Origin of the sequence: Streptomyces sp. NPDC048191 (assembly GCF_040652655.1) — a bacterium.
GTDB lineage: Bacteria > Actinomycetota > Actinomycetes > Streptomycetales > Streptomycetaceae > Streptomyces.
In genome coordinates this window covers 415,643-432,137 of record NZ_JBEZMO010000002.1, presented here as the reverse complement: position 1 = coordinate 432,137, position 16,495 = coordinate 415,643, and the positions used below count along the sequence as shown (strand labels likewise).

Sequence of the window (16,495 nt, the reverse complement as noted above, 5' to 3'; positions counted from 1 at the left end):
GGTCGTCGAGGAGCCTTCCGTGAGCAAGCGAATGCGATAGGGCCGCAGAGCCCCGCCTCCGCATCCCCTTTTTCTCTTCTTCGCTCGTACGCCGTCCTTCGCGTGCGTTCTCACGGGAGTTCACCCATGTCTGTCTTCACCGCTGCCGCCGACCAGTCCGTTTGTGCCCCTCTGCCCGTTCTGGGCAGCGACGTCACTGTCCCGCTCGTCACCGGTGGCGAGGTCACCTACGCGGCCCTCGACTACGCGGCCAGCGCCCCCGCCCTGCAGCGCGTCTGGGACGACGTGTCCGCCTACGCGCCGTACTACGGCAGCGTCCACCGCGGTGCCGGCTACCTCTCCCAGCTCTCCACCGACCTGTTCGAGAACGCCCGGAAGACCGTCGCCGAGTTCCTCGGCTGCCGCGCCGACGACCAGGTGGTCTTCACCCGCTCGACCACCGACTCCCTGAACCTGCTGGCCCGGGCGATCCCGGCCGACTGCCAGGTCTTCGTCTTCGAGACCGAGCACCACGCCTCCCTGCTGCCCTGGCAGGACGCCAGGGTCACCTACCTCAACGCCCCCCGCACCCCGCAGCAGGCGGTCACGACCCTGGAGCGGGCCCTCGCCGACCGCGATCCTTACGGACCGGCCCTGGTCTGTGTCACCGGCGCCTCCAACGTCACCGGCGAGCTGTGGCCGGTACGCGAACTGGCCGCCGCCGCGCACGCCCACGGCGCCCGGATCGTCCTCGACGCCGCCCAGCTCGCCCCGCACCACCCGGTGGACATCCGCGACCTGGACGTCGACTGGGTCGCCTTCTCGGGCCACAAGCTGTACGCCCCGTTCGGCTCCGGCGTCCTGGCCGGCCGTGCCGACTGGCTGCGCGCGGCCGAGCCGTACCTCGCGGGCGGCGGCGCGAGCCGCAAGGTGACCCGGCGTCAGGACGGCGGTGTGGACGTGGAGTGGCACGAGAGCGCCGCGCGGCACGAAGCGGGTTCGCCGAACGTGATCGGTGCCTACTCCATCGCCTCGGCCTGCAAGGCGCTCACCGGGGCCGGCTGGGAGACCCTGGTCGCCCGCGAGCAGCACCTGATCGACCGGGTCCGCGCGGGCCTCGCCGAGGTCCCGCAGGTGAAGGTGCTGTCCCTCTTCGGCGACGACGCCCCGCGCGTCGGCGTGATCTCCTTCGTCGTCGAGGGCTGGAACAGCTCCCACTTCGCGGCCGCGCTCTCCGCCGAGTACGGCATCGGCGTCCGTGACGGCCTCTTCTGCGCCCATCCCCTGGTCCGCACCCTCCTCGGCAGCGACCCCCAGACCCAGGGCGAATGCGGCGCCCCCGAGACCGCGCCGGGGGAGAAGTCCCTCAACGCCATCCGCGTGAGCTTCGGCGCGGGCACCCCCGACGAGCACGTGGACCGTTTCGTCACGGCGGTCACGGAACTCGTGACCGAGGGCGCCAAGTGGACGTACCGCACGGAGGACGGCCGCTGCGTACCGGCGGTCTGAAGCCGGCGTGGGGGGGTTCCCGGCCCGCCGGCCGGCGGGCCCGGGGCCCTGCCTCGCTCTCCCCGGACGGCTCCGTCGCCCCCGCCGGTGCCTCCGGGGACGTACCGCACACGATCTCCCGCCTCGGCTCCCGGCGCACCGGCACGGCGGGTACGACGGTGCCCTGCCGACGCAGGAGGCGGGGGGCGGGTCGCTGGGTGGCCCCGCACCCCGGGCGAGCACCCAGCCGCCCCGGTCCGGCCCTTCCGCCCCGGTCCGGCCCGGCCTGCCGGTGCCGGACGCGTGGGACTCGTGGGCCGTGGGACCCGTGGGACGCGTGGGACAGGTCACGGAACCTGTTCAGGGGCGACCGCCCCGGCGCAGCGATGGCGCCCGCTGGTTTCAGGGCCTGGGACCACGGCTTCGACGGGTGGGCCCTGGGCCCGGGCGGACAAAAGCGCCGGCTCCGCGCCCCCGGGCCATGGACGTGAGTGTCTAGTTGTCGAGGCCGATCGCGAACGCCGCCTCCAGGTCGTGCTGGGAGTAGGTCCGGAACGCGACGTGCGTGTCGGTGCCCTCCACGCCGGGGATCTTGCTGATGCGGCCGGGGATGACCTCGGCCAGGTCGTCGTGCCGGCGGACCCGGACCATGGCGATCAGGTCGTAGGTGCCGGTGACCGAGAAGACCTCGCTGACGCTCTCCAGCGCGGCGATCTGCTCCGCGATCTCGGGGATCCGGTCCACGCTGGTCTTGATGAGGACGATCGCGGTGATCACGGCTGGTTCTCTCCCTCGGGTACCGGAGCTGGGGCGCACTTCACTCTAGTCGTACGGCCGTAGCGCACCCATGCGTAGCCGAAGCCCAGACCGAAGCCGACGAGGTGGGCGAGGTACGCCACCCCGGGACCGCCCGAGCTCTGCTCCGCCGCCGCCCACTGCAGGGCCGCCCAGAACGGCAGCACCACCCAGGCGGGGAACCGCAGCGGGAGGAAGAACAGGAAGGGGAGAAGACTGGTCACACGGGCACGGGGGAACAGGTAGAGGAACGCTCCGAGGACCGCCGAGATCGCCCCGGAGGCGCCGACCAGCGACTGCGCGGAGGAGGCGTTGGCGGCCGCGTAGCCCAGCAGGGCCAGGTATCCGCAGCCGACGTAGAAGAGGGTGAACTCGACCCGGCCCATCCGTTCCTCGGTCATCGTGCCGAAGACGAAGAGGAAGAGCATGTTGCCGAGCAGATGCACCCAGCTGCCGTGCACGAACAGGGCCGTGGCGGGGGTCAGGGCCGCGCGCACGGGCCTGGCGAACAGCTCGGCCGGGACCACGCCCCAGCGCCGGAAGTACGCCCGCTGCGCGGCGAGCAGCGCGTCCCCGGTGCCGTACCCCGGGACGAGACCGGAGGCCGGGCCCAGGACGAAGAGCAGACAGCACAGGGCGATGAGGCCGTACGTCATCGGTGCTGGTGCGCTCCGGACCGCTCTGAACGCCCTGCCGACCGCCGTGCTCCACTCGCTGATCATGAACACAGAGCATGACGTAACGGGACGCAAGCTGACAGACCGCCTCGCCGCCATGGACGGACCAGCGGGGGGTCCCCGCCAGGCCGTAGGGTTACGGCCACACGCGTCGGCCGGCGGCGCGAAAAGCGAGCATGAGCGAGAGAAGGAACGGACAGCCACGATGACGGTTCCCCTGCCGACCGCGACCACCCGGTGGCGCTGCACCCTGTGCGGCAACCTCACCCGGTTCGACGTGACCCGTTCCTCGAAGGTCGTCGAGTACGTCCACCTCGATCTGGCCGGTGAGCCGAGCGTGGAGGAGCGCGAGGTGGTCAGTGAGACCATCGAGTCGGTGCGCTGCCGCTGGTGCAACGCGGTGGACCAGGTGGAACTCGTGGACAGGCCGGGTGCCGGCTCCTGAGCGGAGCGGCCCCGAAGAAGTGACGTAGTGGGGTGTGACGGATGGTGGAGACCGCAGGCGGGGGGCCGGGCGACGGCACCGCCGAGGTGCTTGACCGTCCGCTGCCCGACGGGGTGCGCCGCAGGGTCGTACAGATCGTCTCGGACGGTTTCGGTGGCCTGACCGTGTCGGAACTGCCCGCCCAGCTCAGGCAGTACGCCCGGTTCGCCCCCAATCGCCGGGCGAAGTTCGCCGGGAACGCGATGGCGGCGGCGCTGGAGACCGATGCGCTGTTCCGGCAGCGGATCGGGGAGAAGTTCAGAGAGGTGCAGCCGGAACTCGCCGGCGCCCTCGACTCCGGCTCGCCGCTCCCGGCCGCGGACCCGCTCGACGTGGCGGCCGCGGCCTACGTACTGCGCCCGGCGGGCTGGGTGAAGCTGGTCACGGCGGCCGGCGAGGAGGTCCAGCGCGCTGACGCCGAGCGCGCCGACGAGGAGAGCCGGGCCGAACTGGAGCGGCTGCGCGCCGAGCTGGCCCAGGCCCGCGACCACACGCGCGCCGAGACCGAGCGGCTGCGCACGGAGCTGGAGTCGGCCAAGAAGGAAGCGGAATCGCTTCACCGCAAGCTCCGGGCCGCCCTCAGCGACGTCAAGCGCGGCGAGGCCGCCCTGCGCAAGGCCCAGGGCGAGATGGACGCCGTGCGCGCGGAGGCGCACCGGCAGGTGTCGGCCACCGAGAGCGAGTCCCGGCGGCTCAAGGCCCGGCTGGGTGAGGCCGAGGCCGCGCTGGAGGCCACCCGCCGGGCGGCCCGCGAGGGGCGCAGCGTGGAGGATATGCGGGTGCGGCTGCTGCTCGACACCCTGCTGGACGCGACCCAGGGGCTGAGGCGCGAACTCGCCCTGCCGCCGGTGTCCGTGCGGCCCGCGGAGACCGTGGACGCGGTCGAACCGGGACGAATGACGCCGAAGGACATCGCGGCGCGTGCCCTGTCGGAGCACGATCCGGCCATTCTCGACCAGTTGCTCGCCCTGCCGCAGGCGCATCTGGTGGTCGACGGCTACAACGTCACCAAGACCGGCTATCCGCAGATGCCGCTGGAGAAGCAGCGGCTGAGGCTGCTCGGTCAGCTCTCCGCGCTCGCCGCGCAGACCGGCGCCGAGGTGACCTGTGTCTTCGACGGCGCCGAACTGGCCGCGCCGGTGCTGCTGGCGCCGCCGCGCGGGGTGCGGGTGCTGTTCTCTAAGCCGGGCGTCACGGCCGACGAGCTGATCCGCCAGCTCGTGCGCGCGGAACCGCCGGGCCGTCCCGTCATCGTCGCCTCCACCGACCGGGAGGTGGCCGACGGGGTCGCGAAGGCGGGCGCCCGTCCGGTCGCCTCTGCGGTGCTTCTCAAGCGCCTGTCCTGAAGGTCCAACGGGCGTAGGCAATGCCCGAATTAGCCGTATCGTCACGCAACGTAGTGTCAATCGCGCATCACAGCATGTGAGTTGTGTGCAAAGAATGCATTGTGTGACGGGGTTTTTTGGTGTGAGGATTTGATCTGATCACAAGAGGGTCACTAGGGTCTGGGCTCGAACCTCCGAACGGGTGATCGCTCACTCACTCACGAGAAGGAGTTCGTCCTCCGTGGCGTCCCACCGTCGACCCAAGCAGCAGAGTCGCGCCCGCGTGACCGTGCTGACCACCACCGCCGCCGCCGCTGCCGTCGTGCTGAGCGCGAACGCCGCCAACGCCGCGCCGAGCCAGAAGCTCAGCAAGGACCAGGTCAAGGCCAAGGTCGACAAGCTGTACCAGGAGGCCGAGCAGGCCACCGAGAAGTACAACGGCGCGAAGGAGAAGCAGCAGAAGCTGCAGAAGGAAATATCCACCATCCAGGACAACGTCGCCCGGGGTCAGCAGGACCTCAACAAGCTGCGCGACGGCCTGGGTTCGCTGGCCACCTCGCAGTACCGCTCCGGCGGCATCGACCCCTCGGTCCAGCTCTTCCTGTCCTCCAACCCGGACGACTTCCTCGACAAGGCCTCCACGCTCGACCAGTTGAGCGCCCAGCAGGTCGACGCGCTGAAGAAGATCCAGGACAAACAGCGCGAACTCGCCCAGGAGCGGGCGGAAGCCGCCGAGAAGCTCAAGGACCTCTCCTCCACGCGCACCGAGCTGGAGCAGAAGAAGAAGGAAGTCCAGGGCAAGCTCGCCGACGCGCAGAAGGTCCTCAACACCCTGACCGCCAAGGAGAAGCAGGAGCTGGCCGCCCAGCAGGCGCGCGCCGACCGCTCCTCCAGCGAGCGCGTGAACCTGGGTGACGCCCCGCCCGCCTCCGGCCGTGCCGCCGCCGCCTTCTCCGCCGCCCAGGCCCAGCTCGGCAAGCCGTACGTCTACGGCGCCACCGGTCCGTCCTCCTTCGACTGCTCGGGCCTGACCTCCTACGCCTACGCCCAGGCCGGTGTCTCCATACCGCGCACCTCCGAGTCGCAGGCCACCATCGGCACCCGGATCTACGACCAGAGCCAGCTCAAGGTCGGCGACCTGGTGTTCTTCTACGGCGACATCCACCACGTCGGCCTGTACGCCGGCAACGGCCAGGTGCTGCACGCCCCACACACCGGTGCCGTGGTCCGCTACGAGGCGATGTCCGACATGCCGTTCCAGTTCGGCGTCCGGGTCTGACACCCCCCCGAAACCGGGTCTGATACCCCCGCGACGGCGGGAGAAACGCTGACCCGGCGGCGCCCGAACGGGCGAATCCCCTGGACCGGAACTGACTCCACGCCCCGCCACTGACCTGGGTCAGCGGCGGGGCGTCACTGTGTGTTGCCGCCACGGTCGTCGGCCGGGGTCCTTCCGCACGGCTACTGTCTGCCGCGTTTCCCCGGTGCCGGGGTCTCCCCGTCCCCAGGCGCCGGGGGATCAGTCTCTGTCCGCCAGCAGAAGGACTGCCGTGGGGTCTCACCGCCGCCTTGCCTCCTCCGGATTCGACCGGGGCGCCGTCGCCCTGTGCCTGCTGTCCGCCGCGACCGCCGCGCTCGGCGCCGTACCCGCGCACGCGGCTCCGCACGGCGACACCCGTGCCGAGGTGGACCGGCTCTACCAGGACGCGGAGCAGGCGACCCAGGCCTTCGACAAGGCCCAGGAGCGGGCGGGCGCGCTGCGCCGCGAGGTGCGCGACGCCCAGGACCACATCGCCCGGCAGCAGCAGCGCGTCAACACCCTGCGCGAACAGCTCGGTTCGCTGGCCGGCGCCCAGTACCGCGCGGGCGGCATCGACCCGTCCGTCGCGCTGCTCTTCTCCGACGACCCCGCCGACTACCTCGACAGGGCGTCCACCCTCGACCGCATCGGCGCCCACCAGGCGGGCCAGCTACGGGAGTTGCAGTCGGCGATGCGGGAGCTCGCGCAGGAACGCGCGCAGGCGGCCGGGAAGCTCGCCGCGCTGGAGGTCAGCCGCAAGGCCGTGGCCGCGCACAAGCGGACCGTCGGGGAGAAGCTCGCCAGGGCCCGGAAGCTGCTCAACGCGCTCCCGGCCGCCGAACGCGCCGCCTTCGACCGGACCTCGCGCTCCGACGACTCCGGCCGTGTCGACCTGACCGACCTGACCGACCTGACCGACCTGACCGGCGGCGCCGCCACCGACGCCCGCGCCGCCGCCGCGGTGGCCGCCGCCCGCACCGCCCTGGGCCGCCCGTACGTGTGGGGCGCCAACGGCCCCTCCGGCTTCGACTGCTCGGGCCTGATGCAGTGGGCGTACGCGCACGCCGGGATCCAGCTGCCGCGCACCTCGCAGGAGCAGCGCTCCGCCGGCCGGCGGATCCCGCTCTCCCAGGCCCGCCCCGGCGACCTGGTCGTCTACCGCTCCGACGCCAGCCATGTGGGGATGTACGTCGGCAACGGCCAGGTCATCCACGCCCCCTATCCGGGCGCGGCGGTGCGCTACGACCCGGTCGGGATGATGCCGATCTCCTCGGTCACCCGGCCCTGACCGCACCGCTCGCCGTTACGATCGGGAAATGGCTGGTCGCAGAGGGGTGTGGAGCATCGGGGCGGTGGGGCTGGGTCTGCTGCTCCCCCTGGCCGGGTGCGGCGGCCCGCCGGCCGACTCCGCCCGCACCGAGGTGCAGCATCTGCTCGACCGGCGCTCCGCCGCCCTCCTCGGCCACGACGAGACGGCGTACGAGGCGACGGGCACGGCGGCGCAGTACACCCGGCTGCGCGCCCTCCCGCTGGCCGGCTGGTCCTACCGGGTCACCGACGTGCGCCGCACCGCCTCCGGTGCCACCGCCGACGCCGACCTCAGCTACCGCGTCGCCGGGTACGACCGGGCCCCCGTGGACGCCCGCCGCACCCTCACCCTCGGCCGCACCGCCGACGGGAAGTGGTACGTCACCGCCGACAAGCCCGCCGGGCAGGCCGGGCAGCAGCTGTGGGACCAGGGCCCGGTGACGGCCGTCAAGGGCACCCACAGCCTCGTGCTGGGCACCGGCCGGACGGCCGCCGCCCTGCGTGCGTACGCCAGGCTGGCCGACCGCGCCGTCCCGGCCGTCTCCCGGGCCTGGGGCACCGACTGGAGCCGCCATGTCGTCGTCCTCGTCCCGCGGTCCCTTCAGGGCATGGCGGGGCTGCTGGGCTCGCCCGCCTCGAACTACCGGGGCATCGCCGCCGTCACCACCGGCGAGGCGGGCGGCTCCGGCCGGGCGCCCGCGGACCGGGTGGTCGTCAACCCGGAGGCGTACGCCATCCTCGGCGACCTGGGCAAGCAGGTGGTGCTCACCCACGAGACCACCCATGTGGCCACCCGCGCGCACACCACCGCCGCGACCCCGCTGTGGCTGTCCGAGGGCTACGCGGACTGGATCGGCTACCTCGGCACCGGCCGCACCCCCACCGAGGCGGCCCCGGAGCTCACCCGTGCCGTCCAGGACGGCCGTCCGCCCAGCGCGCTCCCGGCCGACAAGGACTTCGGCTTCACCAGCGAACCGGCCGAGCTCGCCCAGGCCTACGAGGGCGGCTGGCTGGCCTGCCGGATGATCGCCGACCACTGGGGCACGGCCCGGCTCGACGCCTTCTACCGTGCCGTCGGCGCCCACGACAGGCGGGCGGGCGCGGTCGAGGACGCCCTGCGGAAGGTGCTCGGCACCACGCCCGAGGCCTTCACCGGGCAGTGGCGCGCGTATCTGCGCGCCCAGCTGTCCCGGACCGAGTGACCTCGTCCCCGCACCGTGCAGAGCGCTCGGCCGGCCCCGGCGAGCATCTCGACGGCCTCGCACCGCCAGGCCCGCTCGCCTTCCCGGTGGCCCGGGCGACCCGCAGCGGTGCGTGCCGGCTGAGTCAGGGGGAGACCGGGGCCTTGCGCGGCCGGGTCGGCTGGGGCGGCAGCGGCGCGGAGGGGGCCGGCGGCACGGTCGAGCGCCACAGCCGGCGGCCCGCCATGACCGAGGCCGCGACCAGCAGGCCGTTGCGCAGCGCCAGCAGCAGGACGCCGTACCGGTCGCTGACCACCACGTGCCCGAAGCCGATCGGGAACTCCAGGACCGTCACGAACGACGCGGCCACCACCATCAGCGCGGGCGCCCCCATCCGGCTCGCCCGGTACGACACACAGACCGCGGCCAGGCCGATCAGCCACACCAGGTACTGCGGGCTGATCACCCGGCTGGTGACCGTGAACAGCAGGACGGCGGTGAAGGCCGCCTCCGCGAGCGTGTGCGGCGCCATCCGGGCCGCCCGCAGCCGCCACAGCAGCAGCCAGCCGAAGGCCGCCCCCGTCAGCGTCATCGCCGCCGCACTGACCTGGTCCACGTGCGGGCCGAGGAATTCGATCGACCCGTAGTTCAGCAGCACCTGTCCGTGCCAGCCGAAGTGCCGGGCCACATGGAAGACCAGCGCGCCCAGCGACTCCACCTCGGTGCCCCGCTCCCGCTGGAAGGCCAGGAAGGCGAAGGCACCCGGCATGGACACCGCGAACAGCGCCGCGAGCCCGGACGCGGTGACCGCCGCCGACCACCACGCCCGGCGCCGTACCGCACCGGCCAGCAGCAGCGCCGGCCACACCTTCAGCATGGCCCCGAACGCGGTCAGCGCGCCCATCAGCCGCGGATGCCGGGCCCCGGCCAGCAGCGCCGCCACGGCCACCGCGGTCACCATCACGTCGTAGCGGGCGTAGACCGTCGGGCCGAGCAGCGGCACGCCCGCCACCCAGACCCAGGCGCCGTACGACGACCGGTCCGGGCGCCGGGCCGGAAACAGCAGCAGCGCCAGGACGACCGCGTCGGCGAGGAGGGCCAGCACGAAGAAGGCGTGCGTGTAGGACAGGAAGGGCAGCGCGGCGGGGGCGAGCACCGGCAGGGCGGCGGCCGGCGGGTACTGCCAGGTCACGTCGTCGAGCGGAAACGTTCCGTGCCGCAGCACCTCGTACCAGCCCCGGTAGGTCACCGAGACGTCGGAGGTGACGTCCAGGTCCGAGAAGGCGAACACCCCGTAGACGAACAACAGCAGCAGCACACGGGTGACCACCCAGGTCGCGAGCAGCCATGCCAGGGACCGCCCGGCGCCCTTCGTCTCCACGTGCTCCCCTGACGTTCGATGTCCGCCGCGATCTCCGCGTCGCGGGACCATGATGGCAAGCGTGGCTGTGCCCATGCCACGAACCCCGCCGCGTCCGGCCCGGGACGGCCCATTCGGTCCCGGCCGGGTACGGCCGATTCGGTAGGGTCGGCGGCGATGCACAAGACCCTGATCGTGACCAACGACTTTCCGCCCCGGCCGGGCGGCATCCAGGCCTTCCTGCACAACATGGCCCTCCGCCTGGACCCCGGCCGGCTGGTCGTCTACGCCTCCACCTGGAAGCGCGGCCGGGAGGGCGCCCGGGCCACCGCCGACTTCGACGCCGAGCAGCCCTTCACCGTCGTCCGCGATCGTACGACCATGCTGCTGCCCACCCCGCGGGCGACCCGGCGGGCGGTCGGACTGCTGCGCGAGCACGGGTGCACCTCGGTGTGGTTCGGCGCGGCGGCCCCGCTCGGCCTGATGGCCCCCGCCCTCCGCAAGGCGGGCGCCGAGCGGCTGGTGGCCACCACGCACGGCCACGAGGCGGGCTGGGCCCAGCTGCCCGCCGCCCGGCACCTGCTGCGGCGGATCGGTGACACGACGGACACGCTCACGTACCTGGGCGAGTACACACGGTCGCGCATCGCCACCGCGCTCACTCCGGCCGCCGCCGCCCGCATGGTCCAGCTGCCGCCGGGCGTCGACGAGAAGACGTTCCACCCCGGATCCGGCGGCGACGAGGTCCGCGCCCGGCTCGGCCTCACGGACCGCCCGGTCGTGGTCTGCGTCTCCCGGCTGGTCCCGCGCAAGGGTCAGGACACCCTCATCCGGGCCATGCCCCGCATCCTGGCCGCCGAGCCGGACACCGTCCTGCTCGTCGTCGGCGGCGGCCCCTACGAGCGGGACCTGCGGCGGATGGCCGCCGAGACCGGCGTCGGCGACTCCGTCCGCTTCACCGGCGCCGTCCCCTGGTCCGAACTGCCCGCCCACTACGGCGCCGGCGACGTCTTCGCCATGCCCTGCCGCACCCGCCGCGGCGGCCTGGACGTGGAGGGCCTCGGCATCGTCTACCTGGAGGCGTCGGCCACGGGCCTGCCGGTGGTCGCGGGCGACTCGGGCGGCGCGCCGGACGCGGTGCTCGACGGGGAGACGGGGTGGGTGGTCAGGGGCGGTGACCCGGTCGGGACGGCAGACCGCATCGTGCCCCTGCTGCAAGACCCCGCGCTGCGGCGCACGATGGGGGAGCGCGGCAGACGGTGGGTCGAGGAGAAGTGGCGCTGGGACCTGCTCGCCGAGAAACTTGAGGACTTGCTCTAGGGGAGGCGCCCCGAAGGGGCGCGGGGAACGGCGCGACGAGCCACGATGGGCCCGCAGTCGCCCGCCACGAGTGCCCGGCACCCGGATGGCACCCCCGCTCTCCGGCGGAGCCCTTGGCGGAACCCCGTAATCCGCCCATGCTGCGCACATGACAGCAAACCTGATGAGACGTCAGCTGACGCGACGTCACCTACTCGGTATGGCAGCGCTGCAGACAGCAGCTGCCCTCGGCTTCACCCGCATCGGTCTCCAGTCGGCCCGAGCGGTGCAGCCGGACGCGGTCGAGTCCGCCCCGGCGATGGTCGTCGGCTCCGGGTACGGCGGGGCGGTCGCCGCCCTCCGCCTCGGCCAGGCCGGCATCCGCACCCTCGTGCTCGAGATGGGGGAGCTCTGGAACACCGCCGGCGCCGACGGCAAGGTGTTCTGCTCCACCAGCGCCCCCGACCAGCGCTCCATGTGGTTCCGCACCCGCACCGAGGCCCCGCTCGCCACCTTCCTCTGGCTGGACGTGGTCAACAAGGGCATCAGCCCCTATCCCGGCGTCCTGGACCGCGTGCACTACGACCACATGTCCGTCTACGTCGGCCGCGGCGTCGGCGGCGGCTCCCTCGTCAACGGCGGCATGGCGGTCACGCCCCTGAAGTCGTACTTCACCGAGCAGTTCCCGACCGTGGACGCCGACGAGATGTACGGCACCTACTACCCCCGCGCCCGCGCCATGCTCGGTGTCAACACGATCGACCCGGCGTGGTTCGAGTCCACCGAGTGGTACCGGTTCACCCGCACCTCCCGGAAGGCCGCCGGCAACGCGGGCCTGAAGACCACCTTCGTGCCCAACGTCTACGACTTCGGCTACATGCAGCAGGAGGCGGCCGGCACGGCCACGAGGTCCGCGCTCGCCGGCGAGGTCATCTACGGCAACAACCACGGCAAGCGCAGCCTCGACAAGACCTATCTGGCCGCCGCTCTCGGCACCGGCAACGTCACCATCCACACCCTGGAGAAGGTGCGGTCCGTCAGCCGGGCCGGCGACGGGTCGTACGTGCTGACCGCCGACCGCATCGACACCACCGGCGCGGTCGTCGAGACCAAGCAGTACAGCTGCACCTCCCTCTTCCTCGGCGGCGGCAGCCTCGGCACCACCGAACTCCTCGTCCGCGCCCGGGACACCGGCACCCTGCCCGACCTGAACTCCGCCGTGGGCGCGGGCTGGGGCCCCAACGGCAACACCATGCTGGGCCGGGCCAACCACATCTGGGACACCGTCGGCGCCGACGAGGCGACCATGCCCGTGATGGGCATCGACGACTGGGCCAACACCGACAACCCGGTCTTCGCCGAGATCGCCCCGCTGCCCATGGGGTTCGAGCACTGGATCAGCCTGTACCTCGCGATCACCAAGAACCCCGAGCGGGCCTCGTTCACGTACGACTCCGCCTCCGGCGCGGTGCGGCTCGGCTGGACGGCCGCCCAGAGCGCGGTGTCGGTGGGCATGGCCAAGAAGCTGTTCGACCGGATCAACCTGGCCAACGCGACCATCTACCGCTACGACCTGTTCGGCTCCGCCGGGAAGGTCTTCGCCGACGACTTCACCTACCACCCGCTCGGCGGCTGCGTCCTCGGCAGGGCCACCGACGACTACGGCCGGGTGAAGGGCTACGACCGGCTGTACGTCACCGACGGCTCGCTCGTGCCCGGCAACATCGGCGTGAACCCCTTCGTCACCATCACCGCGCTCGCCGAACGCACGATGGCGCGGGTCCTCGCCGAGGACACCGCGCCATGAGGCTCTTCCAAAGAGCCGGCTACTTGGCGTAGATCGCCTCGATCTCGTCCGCGTAGTCCTTCGCCACCACGTTCCGCTTGAGCTTCAGCGACGGGGTGAGGTGGCCCGACTCCTCCGTGAACTGGGAGGACAGAATGCGGAACTTCCGCACCGATTCCGCCTTCGACACCGCGGCGTTGCCGTCGTCGACGGCCGCCTGGATCGCCGCGTTCAGATCCGGGTCGTCCTTCAGCGACGCCGCGGTGGCACCCGCCGGCTTGCCGTGCTCCTCGGCCCAACGGCCCAGGAACTCCTCGTCGATGGTGACCAGCGCGCCCACGAACGGCCGCCCGTCGCCCACCACCATGCACTCCGCGACCAGCGCGTGCGCCCGGATCCGGTCCTCGATCACCGCCGGCGCCACGTTCTTGCCGCCCGCGGTGACGATGATCTCCTTCTTCCGGCCGGTGATCCTGAGGTAGCCGTCCTCGTCCAGGGTGCCGATGTCACCGGTGTGGAACCAGCCGTCGGCCAGCGCCTCGGCGGTCGCGCCCGGGTTGTTCCAGTACTCCTTGAACAGGTGCTCGCCGTGCAGCAGCACCTCGCCGTCGTCCGCTATCCGCACCACCGAGCCCGGCAGCGGCTGACCGACCGTGCCGATCTTCTGCCGGTCCCACGGGTTGAACGCGGTCGCCGCACAGGACTCGGTCAGGCCGTAGCCCTCCAGCACCGTGAAGCCGATGCCCCGGAAGAAGTGGCCGAGCCGCTCGCCCAGCGGGGCACCGCCGGAGATGGCGTACTCGCCCCGGCCGCCGAGCACCGCGCGCAGCTTGCTGTAGACCAGCCGGTCGAAGACCTTGTGCTTGACCTTCAGGCCGAACGACGGGCCGGAGGCGCTGTCCAGCGCCTTGCTGTAGGCGATCGCGGTGTCCGCCGCCTTGTCGAAGACCGCGCCCTTGCCGTCCGCCTGCGCCTTCGCGCGCGCGGAGTTGTAGACCTTCTCGAAGACGCGCGGGACGCCGAGGACCAGCGTCGGCCGGAAGGCGGCCAGCTCGTCGGTGAGGTGCTTGATGTCGGGGACGCAGCCGAGCTTGATCGGCGCCATCATCGGCGCGATCTGCACGAGCCGGCCGAAGACGTGCGCGAGCGGCAGGAAGAGCAGGACCGAGCACTCGCCGGTACGGAACAGCGGGCGCAGCCGCTCCACGATGTTGCCGCACTCGGCGAAGAAGTTGCGGTGGGTGAGCACACAGCCCTTGGGGCGGCCGGTCGTGCCGCTCGTGTACACGATGGTCGCCGGGTCGTCGGCCTTGGCGAGCGAGCCGCGCTCCTCGACCGTCTCGTCCGACACGTCCTGTCCGAGCCGCGCGAGCTCCTCGACGCCGCCGGCCTCGATCTGCCAGACGTGCTTGAGGGCGGGCAGCGACTCGCGCACCGCCTCCACGGCCGCCGCGTGGGTGTCCAGTTCCACGACGCAGGCGGTCGCGCCCGAGTCGGACAGGATCCACTGCACCTGCTCCGGGGAGCTGGTCTCGTACACCGGCACGGTGACCGCGCCCGCGCTCCAGATCGCGAAGTCCAGGAGCGTCCACTCGTAGCGGGTGCGGGACATCAGGCCCACCCGGTCGCCCGGCTGGACGCCGGCGGCGATGAGGCCCTTGGCGGCGGTGTGCACCTCGGCCAGGAACTGCCGGGCCGTCACGTCCTGCCAGACTCCGCCGACCTTGCGGGCGATGACGGCGACGTCGGGATGCTGCGCGGCGTTTCTGCGGACGATGTCGGTCAGGTTGCCGTCCGCAGGGACCTCGTACAAAGCCGGAAGGCTGAACTCGCGCAAGACTGCTGCTCCTCATAGGGCGCCGGCGCCACGACTCTGTGTGATGCGACGGTGCGGTCCAAGGCTCGGGCAAGTGCTCGGGAATTCAGCTGTTGAAAACCAGAGCACGACTGGACTGCCCGGACGTTACCCGCCGGTATGGCGTTCCCGACAGGGGTTCCCGGTGAGATGTTCGCTGCGTCACACATGTTGGCGTTCCTTCGCGCACAGTAGTCCACGGCTGAACCGACCGGCGAGTAACCGCAGGCCGGACCGACACTGTTCACGCACACCGCACAGGCCTACCCTTGATCACCATGGCTCCCACACCCTCCGGCAACCGAAGGACGCGCGTCCATGTGGTCAGTGACGTGCACGGCAACGCCCGGGACCTGGCCCGGGCCGGCGAGGGTGCCGACGCCCTGATATGCCTGGGCGACCTCGTGCTCTTCCTCGACTACGCCGACCACTCGCGCGGCATCTTCCCGGACCTGTTCGGCAGGGAGAACGCCGACCGCATCGTCGAGCTGCGCACCGCCCGCCGCTTCGAGGAGGCCCGGGAGTTCGGCGCCCGGCTGTGGGCCGGCATCGGCGGGGACCGGGCCGGGGCCATCGAGAAGGCGGTGCGCAAGCAGTACGCCGAGCTGTTCGCCGCGTTCCCCACGCCGACGTACGCCACCTACGGCAACGTCGACATGCCCCCGCTGTGGCGGGAGTACGCCCGCCCCGGCACCACCGTGCTCGACGGCCAGCGGGTGGAGATCGGCGGCTGGACCTTCGGCTTCGTCGGCGGCGGCCTGCGCACCCCGATGCGCACGCCGTACGAGATCGGCGACGAGGAGTACGCGGCGAAGATCGAGGCGGTCGGGGAGGTCGACGTGCTGTGCACGCACATACCGCCGGAGGTCCCCGAGCTGGTCTACGACACCGTCGCCCGCCGCTTCGAACGCGGCAGCCGCGCCCTGCTGGACGCCATCCGCCGTACCAGGCCCCGCTATTCGCTCTTCGGGCACGTGCACCAGCCGCTCGTTCCGCGGATGCGGATCGGGGCGACGGAGTGCGTGAACGTCGGCCACTTCGCGGGCTCGGGCCGGCCCTGGGCGCTCGAATGGTGACCGGCGGGACACGGGGTGAAGGCGGCAGGTCGGCGGCGCGGTAGCCTTCACGCTGCACACACGTGCGCACGACGACCTCTGTACCGGCCCGCATCTGGAGGAGCCACGGCGATGGCGGAACACACCAGCTCGAGCATCACGATCGAGGCGGCACCGGCCGACGTCATGGGGGTGATCGCCGACTTCGCCCGCTACCCGGACTGGACGGGCGAGGTGAAGGAGGCGGAGGTCCTCGAAACCGACGACCAGGGCCGCGCCGAGCAGGTCCGCCTCGTCATGGACGCGGGGGCGATCAAGGACGACCAGACGCTGGCCTACACGTGGACCGGTGAGAACGAGGTCTCCTGGACCCTGGTCAAGTCCCAGATGCTGCGCTCCCTGGACGGCTCTTACGTCCTCAAGCCCACCGGCCCCGGCACCACGGAGGTCACCTACCTCCTGACCGTCGACGTCAAGATCCCCATGCTCGGCATGATCAAGCGCAAGGCGGAGAAGGTCATCATCGACCGCGCGCTGGCCGGTCTGAAGAAGAGGGTGGAGTCGGGGGAGAAGTAACAGGCCCCCTGCGGACACCGCGCGCGA

At 72.0% G+C, this 16,495-nt stretch carries 14 protein-coding genes; 10 read left to right on the top strand and 4 right to left on the bottom strand.

Annotation, left to right across the window (positions count from 1 at the left end):
• The first annotated feature begins 126 nt into the window (after positions 1-126).
• The gene (locus AB0D93_RS05000) at positions 127-1,488 is read left to right on the top strand and encodes an aminotransferase class V-fold PLP-dependent enzyme (RefSeq protein WP_362113064.1); all 1,362 of its coding nucleotides are present in this window, start codon (positions 127-129) and stop codon (positions 1,486-1,488) included.
• Positions 1,489-1,962: 474 nt separating this feature from the next.
• Here the strand turns inward: AB0D93_RS05000 and AB0D93_RS04995 are convergent, their stop codons facing one another.
• Positions 1,963-2,244 carry an Lrp/AsnC ligand binding domain-containing protein gene (locus tag AB0D93_RS04995; protein WP_362113061.1) on the bottom strand — a complete coding sequence of 94 codons (282 nt, stop codon included), beginning with the start codon at positions 2,242-2,244 and terminating at the stop codon, positions 1,963-1,965.
• On the bottom strand, positions 2,241-2,984 hold the full coding sequence (locus tag AB0D93_RS04990; RefSeq protein WP_362113058.1) for a rhomboid family intramembrane serine protease: 744 nt from the start codon (positions 2,982-2,984) through the stop codon (positions 2,241-2,243). Before AB0D93_RS04990 ends, AB0D93_RS04995 begins: the two co-directional genes overlap by 4 nt.
• A gap of 160 nt (positions 2,985-3,144) precedes the next feature.
• Here AB0D93_RS04990 and AB0D93_RS04985 point away from each other — a divergent pair, with 160 nt between their 5' ends.
• From AB0D93_RS04985 to AB0D93_RS04965, 5 genes are all read left to right on the top strand, one after another.
• Positions 3,145-3,384, top strand: a complete 240-nt coding sequence (locus AB0D93_RS04985; RefSeq protein WP_352348351.1) for a hypothetical protein — start codon at positions 3,145-3,147, stop codon at positions 3,382-3,384.
• A gap of 41 nt (positions 3,385-3,425) precedes the next feature.
• Positions 3,426-4,769: an NYN domain-containing protein gene (locus AB0D93_RS04980; RefSeq protein ID WP_362113054.1), complete on the top strand. Its 1,344-nt coding sequence runs from the start codon at positions 3,426-3,428 to the stop codon at positions 4,767-4,769.
• Positions 4,770-4,989: 220 nt separating this feature from the next.
• Positions 4,990-6,027 (top strand): NlpC/P60 family protein, encoded by a 1,038-nt coding sequence (locus AB0D93_RS04975; protein WP_362113051.1) that lies wholly within the window; start codon positions 4,990-4,992, stop codon positions 6,025-6,027.
• A gap of 271 nt (positions 6,028-6,298) precedes the next feature.
• Complete coding sequence (locus tag AB0D93_RS04970) at positions 6,299-7,336, top strand: NlpC/P60 family protein (RefSeq protein ID WP_362113048.1); 1,038 nt, start codon at positions 6,299-6,301, stop codon at positions 7,334-7,336.
• A gap of 28 nt (positions 7,337-7,364) precedes the next feature.
• The gene (locus AB0D93_RS04965; RefSeq protein WP_362113045.1) at positions 7,365-8,558 is read left to right on the top strand and encodes a hypothetical protein; all 1,194 of its coding nucleotides are present in this window, start codon (positions 7,365-7,367) and stop codon (positions 8,556-8,558) included.
• A gap of 124 nt (positions 8,559-8,682) precedes the next feature.
• Here AB0D93_RS04965 and AB0D93_RS04960 read toward each other — a convergent pair whose 3' ends face one another.
• A complete protein-coding gene (locus AB0D93_RS04960; RefSeq protein ID WP_362113042.1) occupies positions 8,683-9,918 on the bottom strand; it encodes a glycosyltransferase family 87 protein in 1,236 nt (411 codons plus the stop codon).
• A 156-nt stretch (positions 9,919-10,074) separates the two neighbouring features.
• Here AB0D93_RS04960 and AB0D93_RS04955 point away from each other — a divergent pair, with 156 nt between their 5' ends.
• Complete coding sequence (locus AB0D93_RS04955; protein ID WP_362113039.1) at positions 10,075-11,217, top strand: glycosyltransferase family 4 protein; 1,143 nt, start codon at positions 10,075-10,077, stop codon at positions 11,215-11,217.
• A 199-nt stretch (positions 11,218-11,416) separates the two neighbouring features.
• Positions 11,417-13,003 carry a GMC oxidoreductase gene (locus AB0D93_RS04950; RefSeq protein ID WP_362113036.1) on the top strand — a complete coding sequence of 529 codons (1,587 nt, stop codon included), beginning with the start codon at positions 11,417-11,419 and terminating at the stop codon, positions 13,001-13,003.
• 19 nt (positions 13,004-13,022) lie between these two features.
• Here the strand turns inward: AB0D93_RS04950 and AB0D93_RS04945 are convergent, their stop codons facing one another.
• On the bottom strand, positions 13,023-14,819 hold the full coding sequence (locus tag AB0D93_RS04945) for an AMP-dependent synthetase/ligase (protein ID WP_362113033.1): 1,797 nt from the start codon (positions 14,817-14,819) through the stop codon (positions 13,023-13,025).
• Between the two features lie 296 nt (positions 14,820-15,115).
• Here AB0D93_RS04945 and AB0D93_RS04940 point away from each other — a divergent pair, with 296 nt between their 5' ends.
• Positions 15,116-15,913, top strand: coding sequence for a metallophosphoesterase (locus AB0D93_RS04940; RefSeq protein WP_362113030.1), 798 nt, complete (start codon positions 15,116-15,118; stop codon positions 15,911-15,913).
• A 111-nt stretch (positions 15,914-16,024) separates the two neighbouring features.
• Positions 16,025-16,468 carry an SRPBCC family protein gene (locus AB0D93_RS04935; RefSeq protein WP_362113027.1) on the top strand — a complete coding sequence of 148 codons (444 nt, stop codon included), beginning with the start codon at positions 16,025-16,027 and terminating at the stop codon, positions 16,466-16,468.
• The last annotated feature ends 27 nt before the right edge of the window (positions 16,469-16,495 follow it).